General features: G+C 44.9%; 17 protein-coding genes. 12 read left to right on the forward strand and 5 right to left on the reverse strand.

The annotated features are described in order from the left end of the window. The first annotated feature begins 35 nt into the window (after positions 1–35). From DN068_RS12595 to DN068_RS12645, 12 genes are all read left to right on the forward strand, one after another. Positions 36–638 carry a DUF305 domain-containing protein gene (locus tag DN068_RS12595; protein ID WP_110999287.1) on the forward strand — a complete coding sequence of 201 codons (603 nt, stop codon included), beginning with the start codon at positions 36–38 and terminating at the stop codon, positions 636–638. 4 nt (positions 639–642) lie between these two features. Further along, a complete protein-coding gene (locus DN068_RS12600; RefSeq protein ID WP_110999288.1) occupies positions 643–2,031 on the forward strand; it encodes a YncE family protein in 1,389 nt (462 codons plus the stop codon). Positions 2,032–2,382: 351 nt separating this feature from the next. After that, positions 2,383–2,682, forward strand: coding sequence for a tautomerase family protein (locus DN068_RS12605; protein WP_110999289.1), 300 nt, complete (start codon positions 2,383–2,385; stop codon positions 2,680–2,682). 221 nt (positions 2,683–2,903) lie between these two features. After that, positions 2,904–3,209: an SH3-like domain-containing protein gene (locus tag DN068_RS12610; protein WP_110999290.1), complete on the forward strand. Its 306-nt coding sequence runs from the start codon at positions 2,904–2,906 to the stop codon at positions 3,207–3,209. 10 nt (positions 3,210–3,219) lie between these two features. Continuing rightward, a complete protein-coding gene (locus tag DN068_RS12615; RefSeq protein WP_110999291.1) occupies positions 3,220–3,852 on the forward strand; it encodes a nitrile hydratase subunit alpha in 633 nt (210 codons plus the stop codon). 33 nt (positions 3,853–3,885) lie between these two features. Beyond that, entirely contained in the window at positions 3,886–4,221 is a 336-nt protein-coding gene (locus tag DN068_RS12620) for an SH3-like domain-containing protein (protein ID WP_110999292.1), read from the forward strand. Between the two features lie 3 nt (positions 4,222–4,224). After that, a complete protein-coding gene (locus tag DN068_RS12625; RefSeq protein ID WP_110999293.1) occupies positions 4,225–5,034 on the forward strand; it encodes a HoxN/HupN/NixA family nickel/cobalt transporter in 810 nt (269 codons plus the stop codon). After that, positions 5,016–5,372 carry a (2Fe-2S) ferredoxin domain-containing protein gene (locus tag DN068_RS22145; protein ID WP_165836383.1) on the forward strand — a complete coding sequence of 119 codons (357 nt, stop codon included), beginning with the start codon at positions 5,016–5,018 and terminating at the stop codon, positions 5,370–5,372. Before DN068_RS12625 ends, DN068_RS22145 begins: the two co-directional genes overlap by 19 nt. 22 nt (positions 5,373–5,394) lie before the next feature. Beyond that, complete coding sequence (locus DN068_RS12630) at positions 5,395–7,641, forward strand: TonB-dependent receptor (protein WP_165836384.1); 2,247 nt, start codon at positions 5,395–5,397, stop codon at positions 7,639–7,641. A gap of 27 nt (positions 7,642–7,668) precedes the next feature. Then, complete coding sequence (locus DN068_RS12635) at positions 7,669–8,529, forward strand: polysaccharide deacetylase family protein (protein WP_110999295.1); 861 nt, start codon at positions 7,669–7,671, stop codon at positions 8,527–8,529. Between the two features lie 49 nt (positions 8,530–8,578). Further along, positions 8,579–9,088: an ester cyclase gene (locus tag DN068_RS12640; protein WP_207798923.1), complete on the forward strand. Its 510-nt coding sequence runs from the start codon at positions 8,579–8,581 to the stop codon at positions 9,086–9,088. A 7-nt stretch (positions 9,089–9,095) separates the two neighbouring features. Beyond that, positions 9,096–10,130: a hypothetical protein gene (locus DN068_RS12645; protein WP_110999297.1), complete on the forward strand. Its 1,035-nt coding sequence runs from the start codon at positions 9,096–9,098 to the stop codon at positions 10,128–10,130. 151 nt (positions 10,131–10,281) lie between these two features. Here the strand turns inward: DN068_RS12645 and DN068_RS12650 are convergent, their stop codons facing one another. From DN068_RS12650 to DN068_RS12670, 5 genes are read right to left on the reverse strand one after another with little or no spacing between them, the layout of a single operon-like run. Then, entirely contained in the window at positions 10,282–11,385 is a 1,104-nt protein-coding gene (locus tag DN068_RS12650) for a Gfo/Idh/MocA family protein (RefSeq protein ID WP_110999298.1), read from the reverse strand. Positions 11,386–11,419: 34 nt separating this feature from the next. Next, the gene (locus DN068_RS12655) at positions 11,420–12,280 is read right to left on the reverse strand and encodes an alpha/beta fold hydrolase (RefSeq protein ID WP_110999299.1); all 861 of its coding nucleotides are present in this window, start codon (positions 12,278–12,280) and stop codon (positions 11,420–11,422) included. A gap of 49 nt (positions 12,281–12,329) precedes the next feature. Next, positions 12,330–12,749 carry a nuclear transport factor 2-like protein gene (locus DN068_RS12660; protein ID WP_110999300.1) on the reverse strand — a complete coding sequence of 140 codons (420 nt, stop codon included), beginning with the start codon at positions 12,747–12,749 and terminating at the stop codon, positions 12,330–12,332. 35 nt (positions 12,750–12,784) lie between these two features. After that, positions 12,785–13,168: a DUF302 domain-containing protein gene (locus tag DN068_RS12665; protein WP_110999301.1), complete on the reverse strand. Its 384-nt coding sequence runs from the start codon at positions 13,166–13,168 to the stop codon at positions 12,785–12,787. Positions 13,169–13,188: 20 nt separating this feature from the next. Then, on the reverse strand, positions 13,189–13,728 hold the full coding sequence (locus DN068_RS12670; protein WP_110999302.1) for a carboxymuconolactone decarboxylase family protein: 540 nt from the start codon (positions 13,726–13,728) through the stop codon (positions 13,189–13,191). Positions 13,729–13,854: the final 126 nt, after the last annotated feature.

Genomic DNA, 13,854 nt, shown 5'->3' on the forward strand with positions numbered 1-13,854 from the left:
CCCTGGCCATTTCATCAAAGCTCAAAAATTGAATCATGAAAAGAAACCGACCCGGAATTTTGTTTTTCACTGTCATGGCCATTCTGTGTTGGATGATCGCCGCAGGTTTTACTCCCGATAAATCAGACAGAGCCGTGTACCTGTCGATGATGGATAAAATGATGGATCAGATGATGAAGCAGTCAAGTACTGTTTCCCCGGAAACTGATTTCCTGCAGCAGATGATACCGCATCATCAGGGTGCGATTGAAATGGCTGGCTATGAAATAAGCCATGGCAAAGATTTTGAAATGATACAGCTGGCAAAGAGTATCCAGGCGGAGCAACAAACGGAGGTGCAACTCATGAACACATGGCTTCATTCACCGTCTATTTTGAAATCGTCGGTACCAAAAGGTTATGCAAAAGAGATGCAACATACTATGGACGTCATGATGGAAACGATGATGCATGATCAAGCAACAAAAACGGGAGACTACGCTTTTGCGCAGATCATGATACCGCACCATCAAGCAGCAATCGATATGGCTAAAGTCGTCTTAAAATATGCTTCAGACCCGACCGTTACCGCCTTCGCAAAACTGCTTATCTCTAACGAACAGGTGGAGATTGAACAAATGTCTTCCTTCACAAAATAACATCATGAGAACAACTGCTTTTTTTCTTTCGCTGCTACTGACCGGAATATCCGCGTCCGCTCAGTATGCTAATGACCGTGTTTATACAGCCAATCAAGTATCGAACACTGTATCCGTCATCGACCCGTCGACTGATAAGCTGTTAGGAGAAATAAAACTGGGAAACCCCTATCCGAACGTACTGAGTCCGCTTTATAAAGGACAAGCGCTGGTACACGGCATGGGCTACAGCGCTAAAAGAAAAATGCTGGCCGTCGTTGCTATTGGTTCCAATTCCGTTACGTTGATTTCAACCGAAGACAATAAAGTACTGAAGACAATCTACCTTGGGCGCGCGCCACACGAAGCCACTTTTACGCCGGATGGCAATCAGATATGGATTTCTGTGCGTGGCGAAGCGTATATCAGTGTTATTGACGCAGCGACAATGACAGAGATAAAGAAGGTATCTATTGCCGATGGGCCCGGCATGGTGAGCTTTTCGCTGGACGGAAAAATAGCTTACGTGTGCTCCAGCTTCACACCAGAACTCGATATTGTGGATACGAAAACGTACCAGATCATAAAGAAGACTCCGGTTGTCAGCCCGTTCTCGCCAAATATCTTCACCAGCCCTGATGGTGCATTGGTAGCGATGACGCATAAAGACGTAGGAAAAATAACAGTCATCGATACAAAAACGCAGTCTATTGCAAAAGTCCTGAGCACGGGTGCTATCACCAATCACGTCAGTTTCTGTGTGCTTGATAAAAAGCTGCTGATGCTCGTATCGGTCGGTGGTGAAAACAAAGTGCGTGTATTTGACGTGGCAGATAATTTCAGGCAAATGGACACTGTAAATATCGGTGCACTACCACATGGTCTATGGCCGTCCCCTGATGGCAAGCAACTTTACGTTGGACTGGAATTTGGTGATCAGGTACAGCACATCGATCTGCAGACAATGAAGATTAAAGCGACCATTCAGATAGGGCAAAGTCCGCAGGCATTGGTATATGCTGCGAATGCGGTATCGGCGTCCACTACAGCCATGTCGTTGACGCCCCTAAACGACACGACCAGCACACAGGTAATAGAACTGATCGAAGCACAATCACGATTGAAAGGGCATGGCAGATTAGCTATACGACAGATCGGACTCACGGATCTGGTGGAACAGATATTTACAGGACTGGAACCAAATACGGCTTACACTTTGTCGCTCACCAAATCGACACAAGCGCCTTACGCGCTCGACTACGAGATTAATAATTTCACTACTGATGCAAACGGCAAATACCTTGGACAATCAACCGGTATCGTATACTGGCTAAACAATAAAAGCGACGGAGACTACCATCATATTCTGCTTTCGAAGAACGGCACCAAACAAACCATTTTGCTGAATAAATAACCAGCATTCCTAAAGAAATATTCTTAGCACTATGAAAGAAAAAGCGGGCAGGTCCCGCTTTTTTGCGTAGAACAAATCAGTGACCATTCGTACCGATAATCATGAAATCATTTTACAATAATAATTTGAAAATGGTCAGACGACTTCAAACCGTCCGACTATAACCGTTCAACGAAATATAACAGCGTGATTTCATTTTAAACCCAAGAAAAAAGCAACGGCGTCAAACGCCAAAATGCCTTATAGCAGGCCGTTTCAGAAAAAATAAAACCTTCATCACCCATCCCGGCATCTTGTTTGCATTACACTGAGTAAAGCATCATTTATTATTTATTCTAAAAACAACAAACTATGCCGTTCGTAAACGTAAAACTGGTTGATGGTGTATTCTCAACCGAAGAAAAACATGCACTCGCTGCCGCACTCACTGATGTGATGGTAAAATTTGAAGGATCAGAAGCATTTCGTGAAGTAGTATGGGTGCTGATTGAAGAGTTACACACAGATGGCTGGCATATTGGTGGCCGCCCATTTGAAGGACCGAAATCGCTGATGCAGACGCTGGGAAATTCTAAGTCTGTCTACGAAATGATTAACGGCAAACCAATGTCACGCGCAGAATTCGCCCAGCAAATGCCACCGGCGAAATAGCCAGGAAACAACAATGCTGAAAAGGTCGTCTCCAATCGAGGCGACCTTTTTTAGCTACTAGTGCAGCGACATCGCGCCGCTTTCGTGCATCGGTGATATATCGTTGCGACTACCAGCCAGCAACTGAACTTAAACATCTGATGTTTAGAATATTAAGCCATGGCACCCTATTTGAAATATACTTAAGCATGAAGCACCATGCTTTCTAAAACAACAATACCATGGTACAAACAGTAGAACATAATCCGGCACGGTTTAACGAAGGAGATCACGTGCAGGTTACAATCAAAAGTCCTATCGGACATTACAGAGTGCCGACTTATATCCGGGGCAAGCGCGGCACTATCACCAAACCATTAGGCCGTTACATTAATCCGGAAGAAGAAGCATTCGGCAAAAACGCAGGCAACAAGCTCTGGTACTACATGGTCAGCTTCGTTCAGAAAGAGCTTTGGCCAGACTACACAGGGGCGCCGGAAGATGTGCTGGAAATAGAAATTTTTGAGAACTGGCTGGAAAGCATCTAAAACATATCATATGAGCAAAGAACACAATCACCCGCACGATCCGCACACGCCCGTGGAGCATGACGAAACACCCGGCTACTACGAGATTCTCGAAATCAGTATCAGAGAACTCTTGATTGAAAAAGGGCTGATAAAACCAGATGAAGTAAGGAAACAAATTGAGCTACTGGATTCAAGATCGCCGGTGCTCGGCCAAAAGCTAGTGGTAAGAGCCTGGATAGATCCGGAGTTTAGAAAAAGATTATTAGACAACGGAAACCGTGCAGCAGAAGAAATGGGCATCACCATATACGATGACACCGCATTTACTGTGCTGGAAGACACACGAGACACGCATCACATGATCGTCTGTACACTCTGCTCTTGCTATCCGCGCGCTGTATTAGGTCTTCCGCCCGACTGGTATAAAAGCAAACAATACCGTTCACGCGCTGTGAAAGAACCACGTTCGGTACTCGCAGAATTCGGCACTATCATACCAGACGAAGTACAAGTCGTCATTAATGATTCCACCGCCAGCCAACGCTATATGGTACTGCCTTTGCGACCCGAAGGCACAGAGCATTTTACAGAAGAGCAGTTGGAAAAAATAGTAACACGTGATACAATGATCGGCGTAACGCTGCCAAAAATTGAACAATAAAATTTCGATCACGCTCTTTAAAACCAAAACAACATGTCAACAGAATCATTAGTAAAACATCTGCCGAATGATATTGGCGGCACGGGATGCAGCGACGATAAAATTGAAATTTATGAACGCCAGCTCTATCCCTGGGAAAAACGATGTCATGCATTGCTCGACGTACTTGACTACCATAAGATCGTGAATACGGAAGAGAAAAGACGCGGCACAGAAAATATCGGATCTGAAATGGCTGCAAAGCTTTCTTACTACGAAAAATGGATCGTCTCTGCGTCCAACTGCCTGTTGCAAAAAGGACTGATCACGCCCGATGATATTGCACTGAAGACAAAAGAAGTAGCGGCCCGTTACAACCTAACACTATAATTTATGGAACTCTCTGGCATCTTATTGATGTTCCTGCTGGGCTTACGTCATGGATTTGATCCAGACCATATCGCCATCATAGACAACATCAGCGTACGTTATTCATCTATAAAGCCCCGGCTGGCAAAGTGGACAGGCACTTTGTTTGCCACAGGCCACGGCAGTGTAGTTACCTGCATTGCTGTAATGATTAGCAAAGTAAGTCACAGCTGGCACTTTTCCGCTGCAACCTGGAACATCCTTGACTGGATTCCCGGCCTGATACTCATCGGTGTTGGTATGATCAACCTGCGCATGTTACTACGAAGCAAAACCTATCGTCCTAAAGGATTCAAAATGCTTTTCCTGCCGGCGCGCCTCAAAAACAGCTCTAGTCCGATGGCAATTGTATTCACCGGCATTTTATTTGCAATGGTATTTGACACCAATACACAGGCTGCCGCATGGGCTTATACAGCCACATCAACACTCACTACTTCTTATGCGCTGCTACTCGGCACTGCGTTTTCCACAGGCATGATTATCACTGATACTATTGACAGCCGCATCTTGTTTAAATTGATGAAACATGCGGCAGACAACCAGTCTGTGCGCTCCTACCGACGCAAAATTGGCTGGATCATTGTTTCCATCTCGCTGTTGGTCGGTGGTTATAAGCTGGCCGTGCATCTGATTCCTGCTATGGAACTAGACGAAAACGTGCTGACACTTTTAGGTGTTTCATTCTTCGCAATAATGATTTTATTCTATTCCTATATTTTGTACACCGGCCTTTCCGCCAATAAAAAAGAACCATGGCAATCAAAGATCTGACTAAAGTGAAACTCCATCTCTTTCTCTGTAACGGCGGGACATGTAAAGTAAACGGTGCAGAACAAAGCACAGAAATTATCAGGGAAACAATCAGCCAATGTGGTTTGGGAGAACAAGTGCATACGACGAAAACACTTTGTAATGGGCGTTGTAAAGATGGACCAGTCGTGATTTGCATGCCTTCGGGCACCTGGTTCGGGAAAATAACACCTGATGTTGCCGCTGATTTTACGAAGGAATTATTGTCACACCAAACGCTGCCTCACCAATTTAAACTGTTTACCTATGGCGACGAAACAATCTCTCCAATACAGTCAGCACCGACATCGCTCGCGTAAAGGTCTATGGCCGTCTCTAATATTGCTAATTACATTCGCACTGCCACACAGCATTAAAGCGCAGCAATACACGATACATGGGAAAATAACGGCAGCAGCAACACATGAGCCACTGGAATCCGTTGTAGTCGAAGTGTATGGCACGCAGCAAAACTGCTTAACGAATAGTAACGAAATCTTCAGTCTAGACTGCAAAACCGATAGTATTTTGATTAGCCATATCGGTTACCAGTCAAAATTGGTTAAAGCCAGCCACGACGCCATGATGCATATAGAACTGCAACGCGGCGATATACAACTAAAGGATATTACCGTTGGCTCCGGCACCAGAATTGAAACGCATAAAATAATGACGAGCCTTGACATCAACAGACAACCGCTCAAATCCTCGCAGGACCTGTTAAGACTGGTGCCGGGGCTTTTTATTTCCCAACATATGGGCGGCGGTAAAGCCGAACAAATCTTTCTGCGTGGCTTTGATGCGGATCACGGAACAGATATTAATATCAGTGTAGACGGATTGCCAGTAAATATGGTAACCCATGCACATGGACAGGGCTATGCAGACATTCATTTCTTAATACCCGAAACCGTTGCTGCTTACGATTTTGGCAAAGGGCCTTATTATACAGACAAAGGTGATTTTACCACCGCGGGATTTGTTGCCTACACTACCAAAAGGACGCTGGATCAAAATATGGTAAAGATAGAGGCCGGTCAGTTTCACAACTACCGTGCTGTAGCCATGATAAATCTGCTACGGGCGAAGAAAAACAAACTTGATCATAACGCCTATATCGCAGCAGAAGGATTTCTTACCGATGGCGGTCCATTTAAAATGCCGGAAAATTTTTCACGGTACAATGTCTTCGGAAAATACAATCAGCAACTTTCGCAGAACACCTGCATGACATTGACGGCCTCCTACTTTACTTCAGACTGGCGCACTTCCGGAGAGATACCTGACCGGGCAGTATCAGAAGGATACATAAGCGACCAATGGGGAGTCCTCGATTCCAATCAGCGCGGACATACACAGCGACTGAATGCCGGCTTGAAACTTTGCAGCAATCTACCTCATGGGTGGACATTTGACAACACGCTCTGGTATTCGCATTACACATTTAACCTTATCAGCAACATGAGCTACTACTATTATTTTCCTGTAGCAGGTGATGAATTCAGTCAGCATGAAAAACGGGATATGATATTTTACAACAGCCGGATTACACGCGCTGCAAACATTGGCAATACTGTTTTTACAACAACGGCCGGCGCGGGACTACGCGATGACATTGTATCACCATTGGGCACTGATCACACAGAAGCCGGAAAATTTATCGGATACTTTCAGGCGGGAAAAGCGCATGAACTAAACGCAAACAGTTATGCAGATGAAACCATCAAAGCCGGTCGCTGGTTAATCAACATTGGTATCCGGGCAGACTATTTCCAGTTCCGCTATCAAGATTTACTGCCCCAATCAGATTCGGCTACCACGTTATCTACGGTAAACAAAACGGTTGTGAGCCCGAAGATAAACCTGATGTACAACGCCAGTAAAACGACACAACTCTACTTAAAAGCAGGAAAAGGATTTCATTCAAACGACGCGCGTGTCGCAGTGGCCAATAAAGGATTTGAAGTAATCCCCTATGCTTATGGACTAGACCTCGGCATCAACTGGAAACCATTTCCAAACCTGTTTGTCAACAGCGCAGTCTGGTATTTGTACCTGCAACAGGAATTTACTTTCGGGCAAGATCTTTCCGACCAGGTAGAAGGCGCAGTAGCTCCGAGTGGCAGCACTTCCCGCATGGGAATAGATTTCAGTACTCGTTACCAGTGCACGTCCTGGCTTTCTGCAGATGTAAATATAAACCTTGCACATCCACGATACGTCGACAGTGCGAGCGGACATAATTATATAGAACAGGCACCTACATTTACCAGTACCGCTGCACTCGGCTTTCATTTTAAGAACGGACTCAATGGCGGCGTTGGATACAGATACCTACGCAACCGCGCTGCCAACAGCGATTATACGATAACGGCACATGGCTATTTCATTACGCAACTTACTGTAAACTATACGCGCAAACGATATGAACTGGGCATCGCAATTGATAACCTGCTGAATACGCGATGGAACGAATCTGAAATTGTATACACCTCGCAACTAAAAAACGAGGTCAATCCGACAGACCAAATAAGCTTCACTCCGGGCATACCATTTTTCGCAAAACTAAAACTGGCTGTTTTCTTTTAAACATTTACGCTTCACTAAAAAATTTCAATGAGCAACAAAATTTCCGGCTGGATAGACGGTAGTCGACTGATTATTTCCGCTTCACTTCAATTTGAAGCTGGTGGCGCACCTGACACTGGTTTCGACAATCCGTTCCCACAAAATATGAAACCTGGGTTTCCGGACCTGCCGGCTAAAACATGGTTTCAGTATGGCTATAAAGAAGGCATTCCACGGTTACTGGATTTGCTGGACAAACACGGCATCAAAGTTACCAGCCACACGATAGGACTAGCGGCAATTCACAGCCCTGCATTGGCAAAAGAAATTGCGGCAAGAGGCCACGAATTGTCAGGACATGGGCAAAGCTGGACCGATCAATTTGCCTTAGGCTACGAAGAAGAAAAAGAATTTATCCGCAGCAGCAAAGACGCTATCCAACAAATCACAGGGCAAGAAACCGTCGGCTACAACTGTTATTGGATGCGCAGAAGCCCCAACACGCTGGCTATCCTTCAGGAACTGGGATTTACTTACTACATCGATGATCTGAGCCGCGACGAACCTTTTCTTGTTTCATTGAATAACGAACGACTTGTGGTGGTTCCTTATACGCTCCGATGCAATGACATCTATTTACTGGAAGGAAAAAACTATACTCCAAATCAATATCTGGAAACACTGAAACTGGAATTTGATCAACTCTACCACGAAGGCGCCACCCGCCGCAGAATGATGTCTTTCAGTATGCACGACCGGATCAGCGGCACACCTGCCATGGTCAATGTTCTAGATCAATTCATCAGCTACACGCTCCGGTACGAAGGTGTACGTTATCTCCGCAAAGACGAAATCGCGAGTATGACGCTGACAGATAAAAATTCAATTACGGATGCCGATTATGTTTAAAACCTAAACCAACCATATGAAACTCACCAATCTCCTAATCGTTTTACTGATGTCAACTATCTCGGATGCGCAGCATGTCGACGAACAAAACGAAGACATACCGATTGTGAAATCAATCACAGTTGATAGAACCTTAACGAAGCAACAAAGTGACGAGATGATAGCCATCGCACGGAATTTCTACGCATTCTGGAATACAGGCAAGGAAGAATATCTACGTGCTTCCGTTTCTGAAAACTTCTTCGACAATACCCTCCCCAACGGACGACCACAAGGATTTAAAGGTATTCTGTTCGCCTCCGCAAACTTCCGAAAATCCGTTCCTGACCTACATTGCAGCATGGAAGACCTGATTATCACGGGTGATAAAATCGTATGCCGTCAAATTTATACCGGGCACAACACCGGCCCCACTGCAGGACATCCCGCTTCTGGAAACACGATTGAGTTTTTTGCGATCGATATTCTGCATGTACGCAACGGTAAAGTGTATGAGGACTGGCATCTGGAAGATAATCTTACGTTCCTGCAAGAAGCGGGCGTTGTAAAACTTAAATAAACTAGTCATGAAAAAGATAGTTATCCTCGTCGCAATCGTTTTTGCTGCCGGCTGTGCCGACATTGCAGTTTCTACGACTGAAACGAAAAAGCCAGTGTTTACGCAAACAGAAGCTGCAAAAGATGCGAACCGTTTTTTCTGGGATAATTTTCACGCGGGCAACTACGATAGTATTCCGGTAATGACGCAGAAACTATGCAGTGCACTGGCGGCGAATCCAAATGATCTTATTACAACGGCCCACCTTGGGTTTACGCACGTGTGGGCTATTTCGGAACGGCAGCGATTGCAACAGCCCGACCCAGCTATTACAGAACATGTTTTGCTGGCGCGAAGATATTTTGAAGAAGCCTATAAAATGAATGAGAAAGATGCTCGTATTCTCGGTTTTCTTGCGGACATGTCACTGGCGGAAGGTGCGTTACTGAATAATAAAAAAGAACAGACAGAAGGTTATTTCATGGGGTTAAAATGCGTACAGGAATGGCCGCAGTTCAACAAATTTACGGTTGGATACACTTTCAGCAGATTACCGCCGACCGATAAAAATTTTCAGAAAGGGCTTCAGTGGCAGTATGAATCGATTAATGATTGTGCCTGCGAAGGCAGCAAACTTTCTGGCTTGTCCGAAAAGCAAAAAACAATCATCGCAATGGCAGGCAAAAAACCGGAAGTAACCAGAGCTTGCCTGAACACCTGGATTGCACCGCATAATTTTGAAGGCTTCTATCTCAATTTTGGAGACATGCTGGTAAAAAACGGCAACTGGAAAGAAGCGATTGACATTTACCAACTGGCAAAACTGTCTCCTACTTTTGATCAGTGGCTATACAAAGACACGCTGCAAGCCAGAATCAGTGACGCTCGTGAGAATGTAGCCCGCTTTAATAAACCATTAGATGAACCGAATTTGCACAGTCAGCCAGTTATGATGGTCAATGCTTCTTTTGCATGTTCCGGTTGTCACTCAATGAGTAAAAACGAGCAAATAAATTTTGGCAAACAGGAACCGCCGCTTAGTTATTATTTTTCGCACAAATGAAAAATCGCTGATGTTTTTCAAGTCAAAATTCAAAAGTCAAAATTCAAAACCCCGGTTTAAGCAGCATTCTATTATTATAACTAAACAGAAAACAGTTTCAATTCAAAAGTCAAAAAAAACTAAGCAGTTCAACTGTTTTGACTTTTGACTTCTAAAGATAGCTTTGCCGTGTGCCTGTCGCAGCAGACATTTCAATTGCGTGCAGCATGCGATGACGAATGAGCGCGTCATCAAACGTAGCAGACAGATGCGTGCCTTCATTCAGATCTGTGGCGAAGCGCAGGTAGTTCTCAGCTACGTTAGCTGCTATTTCAGACAATCCTTCCTTGTTTGCACTATGGTAATTTGCCGGCACGGAAAGTGACTCCATTGCGTCTTGCCCATCCGTACTACCCTTAATCGTCAGACCGAACACTCCAGGATGTCCACCATCAGCAGTAATGACGAGATCACCTTTAGTACCGTTGATCTCCCAGTAAAAGTTAGTGCCTTTAGACATACCGCCACGATAATGCACCGTAGCCACGGCACCATTTTCCAATACCCCAGAGACAGCAATCTGATCGTGCACATTCATCGGTATGGATTCACCCGTCTCAATGATAGTAGTGGTCTTCCTACGATTTGCTACAGTCGCAGAGAGCTCCCTAAATTCACCAAGGCTATAACAGAGCGCATCGATGGAATTACCAAACGTTGAGTACATCATGCCTGCGCCACTTTTCTTGTCCATTGCGTAAGCAGCTGATTGCTCAGTAAAGGCACCGTACAATATTCCCGAACCCACCATTGAGGTAGAAAGGACTTCACCTACATAACCTTGCTGCACCAGATCTTTGATGTAATTGACTGCGGGGACAACACGCGACTGCAACCCTATTGCGGTACGAACTCCTTTACGCTTCGCAAGCGCAGCCAAGGTCTCCGATTCTTCAAGTCCATTGCCCAGCGGCCATTCGCAAAACACATCTTTACCAGCTTCAATAGCTGCCGTCACTAATTCTTTATGCATCGGCACTTTCACTGTAACCACCACCAGATCCACATCCGGACTATTCACAAGTTCCGATGTACTACCGAATGCATGCGGCACTCCGAAAGCTTCAGCTGCATTTTCAGCGACTGCTTTATCGCGGTTACTTACAGCCGCCAATTCATACTGAGGCAAATTCTTAAGCGCCGGTATGTGCGCTACAGAAGCCCAGCCTCTTTCGGCAGAAACCCCAATAATTCCTACTCTGATTTTTTTGTTCATATAATTATTGTGTTTTTTCCTTTTGAAGGATATCTTACAAACCGCTCAGGAAATCGAGTATCTCGTCCCCAATTACATCCACATGCGTTTCTAACGCGAAGTGACCAGTGTCGTAAAATCTGATTTTAGCATGCGGGTTATCCCGTCTGTAACCTTCTGCGCCTGCCGGCAGAAAATAGGGATCCTTATTACCCCACACCGCCAGTATCGGCGGTTTTTTAGTTCTGAAGTACGCCTGAAATTTTGGATACAAAGCAACATTGGTACGATAGTCCAGCATCAGATCTAGTTGTATGTCGAGATGGCCGGGTAAATCCAGAAAATACTGATCCAGCGTATAAGTTTCCGGGGCGATGAGCGAAGTATCGGCTACTCCGTGTTCATACTGAAACCTGGTAACATGTTTCGACATAAATCCACGCAGCGATTCACGGTTTTCTTCTGTTGGTTCTTGCCAATATTTTTGCAGCGGATTCCATTCATTGCTCAAGCCCTCTTCATAAGCATTTCCATTTTGAGAAATAATGCCCGTTATTTTTTCCTGATTCGCCAGTGCGAGCCGCAAACCAACCGGCGCGCCGTAATCGAAAATATAAATTGCAAAACATTTCAGTTCCAGCTTGTCGATGAAACCTTGCATCACTTCCGCCAGATGATCGAATGTGTATGCAAATACATCCCTTGACGGCGCATCGGAATAACCAAAACCCGGCAAGTCGGGCGCAATCACGTGGTATTTTTCTGCGAGAATCGGTATCAGATTGCGAAACATGAAAGACGATGTCGGATAACCGTGCAGCAATAATATTACTGGCGCATCGGCAGGTCCGGCCTCACGATAAAAAATATTAAGGTCACCGACAATCAGATTCTGATGGTGAATTTTATTACTCATAATTATGATTTAGTATTCATGAAATGATGTTGCTTATATTGTTTGCTGCTCAGATAATGCCAGGCACAAAAAACTGATTGATTCCGTCCACATCTGAAAGCAGCGTGGTGACATATTGTATCTTATCTCCCTTTAGTTTCATCACAATTGCAACCTGCTCGTCGAGCATCAAATCGCCGCGCGTTGCAGTATTATGCAATGATAACGCCACACTGTCATAGCCGATAAGTATATGCTTCAACTCAAAACGAACACCAAATTTTTTCAGCGATTGCGTACGGGTAACAATCGCTTCTGCGCCAGACGCAAGGCCGGATAAAATACTAGTACCCGGCAATGTCCAGCTGGCCTCTGGCATAAGGATGGATGTCATTAGTGACCAGTCATTATTCTTGAGCGCCGAAATAAAAGTTTTCGCGATTTCCAGCTTTTGCTCGTCCGTAACCGTAACAGGAATTGTAATAGTCATAAGATTGATTTGAAAGATTAAAACATCAGATGATTTTATCTGGTGACGGCTTCTATAAGCGATGAAATATCCGCAAGCGCTGCCAGTTGCGGTTTCAGCGAATAACGTTGTTCTAAGTAAGCCGCATCGTTGTATGCTACCCAGGTAGCACCTGCATTATCCTCCCAGGCGATCAGTTTCAACGGCAAATCCAGTGCAATACGTGAATCAACGGCCATGAGCTGACCTCCCACTGCGGGGTTGCCGAACAGCAGGTATTCGATCTTACCCAGCTTTATGTTCCCAGTTGCAGCTTCTGCCTGTTGATCAATACGCGCATAAATTTTAGCGCCTTTCTTCTTCAGAATAGTCTCAGCCAGATCAATAGTTTCCCTGGCAGTATGCACGCTCCGTTTAATAATCATTCCTTCGGGATTCATACAATAGTTTTTGATGATTGTTAGTTCAATGGTGTTGCTTCGGGAAAATCAATCGGAACCTGCGTGAGTGCATAGACGTAGTTGGTAAACACACGCACAGAAATAAGACCGACGAGCTCCATCAATGCAATCTCGTTATAGCCAGCATTGTAAAAGTTTTCCAGAAAATGATCTGCAGGTCTGCCACTAGTTTCTGTAATCGCCTGTGCGAGGCGGACAATTGCGCGCAGTTTCGGATCTTCTATGTTACCACTTCTGATAAGCAGCGTTTCTTCTAAAGTGAAACCACTTCTTACAGCACTCACAGAATGCGCCGCCAGACAATATTCGCAATGGTTAATTTCGGAAACAGCAAGTGCCACGGCTTCCCTTTCCCGAAGGGTGAATACTCCCTTAGCAAGTTCCGCTTCAAAATCGAGAAACCCTTTCAACGCATGCGCCGAATAACCGATAGTGCCATAAAGGTTCGGCACTTTACCAATTCGCTTTTGCAGCATACCGAACAATTCCTGAGATTGCTGACTTACCTCTTCTGCTTGTGGTACTGTAATTTTTTTCATGATCGTTGATGATTGTTTTTGATCGCAAGGATTTGAATACAAAATTATCGCGACCGTCGTTCTCCAACCATGGATGAATAAAGCCAATAGCAGGACAATTATGACGGCGCTGAAACGTATCAATGA

The organism is Taibaiella soli (genome assembly GCF_003236175.1).
In the GTDB taxonomy this organism is placed as follows: domain Bacteria; phylum Bacteroidota; class Bacteroidia; order Chitinophagales; family Chitinophagaceae; genus QKTW01.

Excerpts from the sequence above, each read along its gene's own strand:
- DN068_RS12595 (WP_110999287.1), top strand. The coding sequence starts at position 36 with ATGAAAAGAAACCGACCCGGAATTTTGTTTTTCACTGTCATGGCCATT.
- DN068_RS12600 (WP_110999288.1), top strand. The coding sequence starts at position 643 with ATGAGAACAACTGCTTTTTTTCTTTCGCTGCTACTGACCGGAATATCC.
- DN068_RS12605 (WP_110999289.1), top strand. The coding sequence starts at position 2,383 with ATGCCGTTCGTAAACGTAAAACTGGTTGATGGTGTATTCTCAACCGAA.
- DN068_RS12610 (WP_110999290.1), top strand. The coding sequence starts at position 2,904 with ATGGTACAAACAGTAGAACATAATCCGGCACGGTTTAACGAAGGAGAT.
- DN068_RS12615 (WP_110999291.1), top strand. The coding sequence starts at position 3,220 with ATGAGCAAAGAACACAATCACCCGCACGATCCGCACACGCCCGTGGAG.
- DN068_RS12620 (WP_110999292.1), top strand. The coding sequence starts at position 3,886 with ATGTCAACAGAATCATTAGTAAAACATCTGCCGAATGATATTGGCGGC.
- DN068_RS12625 (WP_110999293.1), top strand. The coding sequence starts at position 4,225 with ATGGAACTCTCTGGCATCTTATTGATGTTCCTGCTGGGCTTACGTCAT.
- DN068_RS22145 (WP_165836383.1), top strand. The coding sequence starts at position 5,016 with ATGGCAATCAAAGATCTGACTAAAGTGAAACTCCATCTCTTTCTCTGT.
- DN068_RS12635 (WP_110999295.1), top strand. The coding sequence starts at position 7,669 with ATGAGCAACAAAATTTCCGGCTGGATAGACGGTAGTCGACTGATTATT.
- DN068_RS12640 (WP_207798923.1), top strand. The coding sequence starts at position 8,579 with ATGTCAACTATCTCGGATGCGCAGCATGTCGACGAACAAAACGAAGAC.
- DN068_RS12645 (WP_110999297.1), top strand. The coding sequence starts at position 9,096 with ATGAAAAAGATAGTTATCCTCGTCGCAATCGTTTTTGCTGCCGGCTGT.
- DN068_RS12650 (WP_110999298.1), bottom strand. The coding sequence starts at position 11,385 with ATGAACAAAAAAATCAGAGTAGGAATTATTGGGGTTTCTGCCGAAAGA.
- DN068_RS12655 (WP_110999299.1), bottom strand. The coding sequence starts at position 12,280 with ATGAGTAATAAAATTCACCATCAGAATCTGATTGTCGGTGACCTTAAT.
- DN068_RS12660 (WP_110999300.1), bottom strand. The coding sequence starts at position 12,749 with ATGACTATTACAATTCCTGTTACGGTTACGGACGAGCAAAAGCTGGAA.
- DN068_RS12665 (WP_110999301.1), bottom strand. The coding sequence starts at position 13,168 with ATGAATCCCGAAGGAATGATTATTAAACGGAGCGTGCATACTGCCAGG.
- DN068_RS12670 (WP_110999302.1), bottom strand. The coding sequence starts at position 13,728 with ATGAAAAAAATTACAGTACCACAAGCAGAAGAGGTAAGTCAGCAATCT.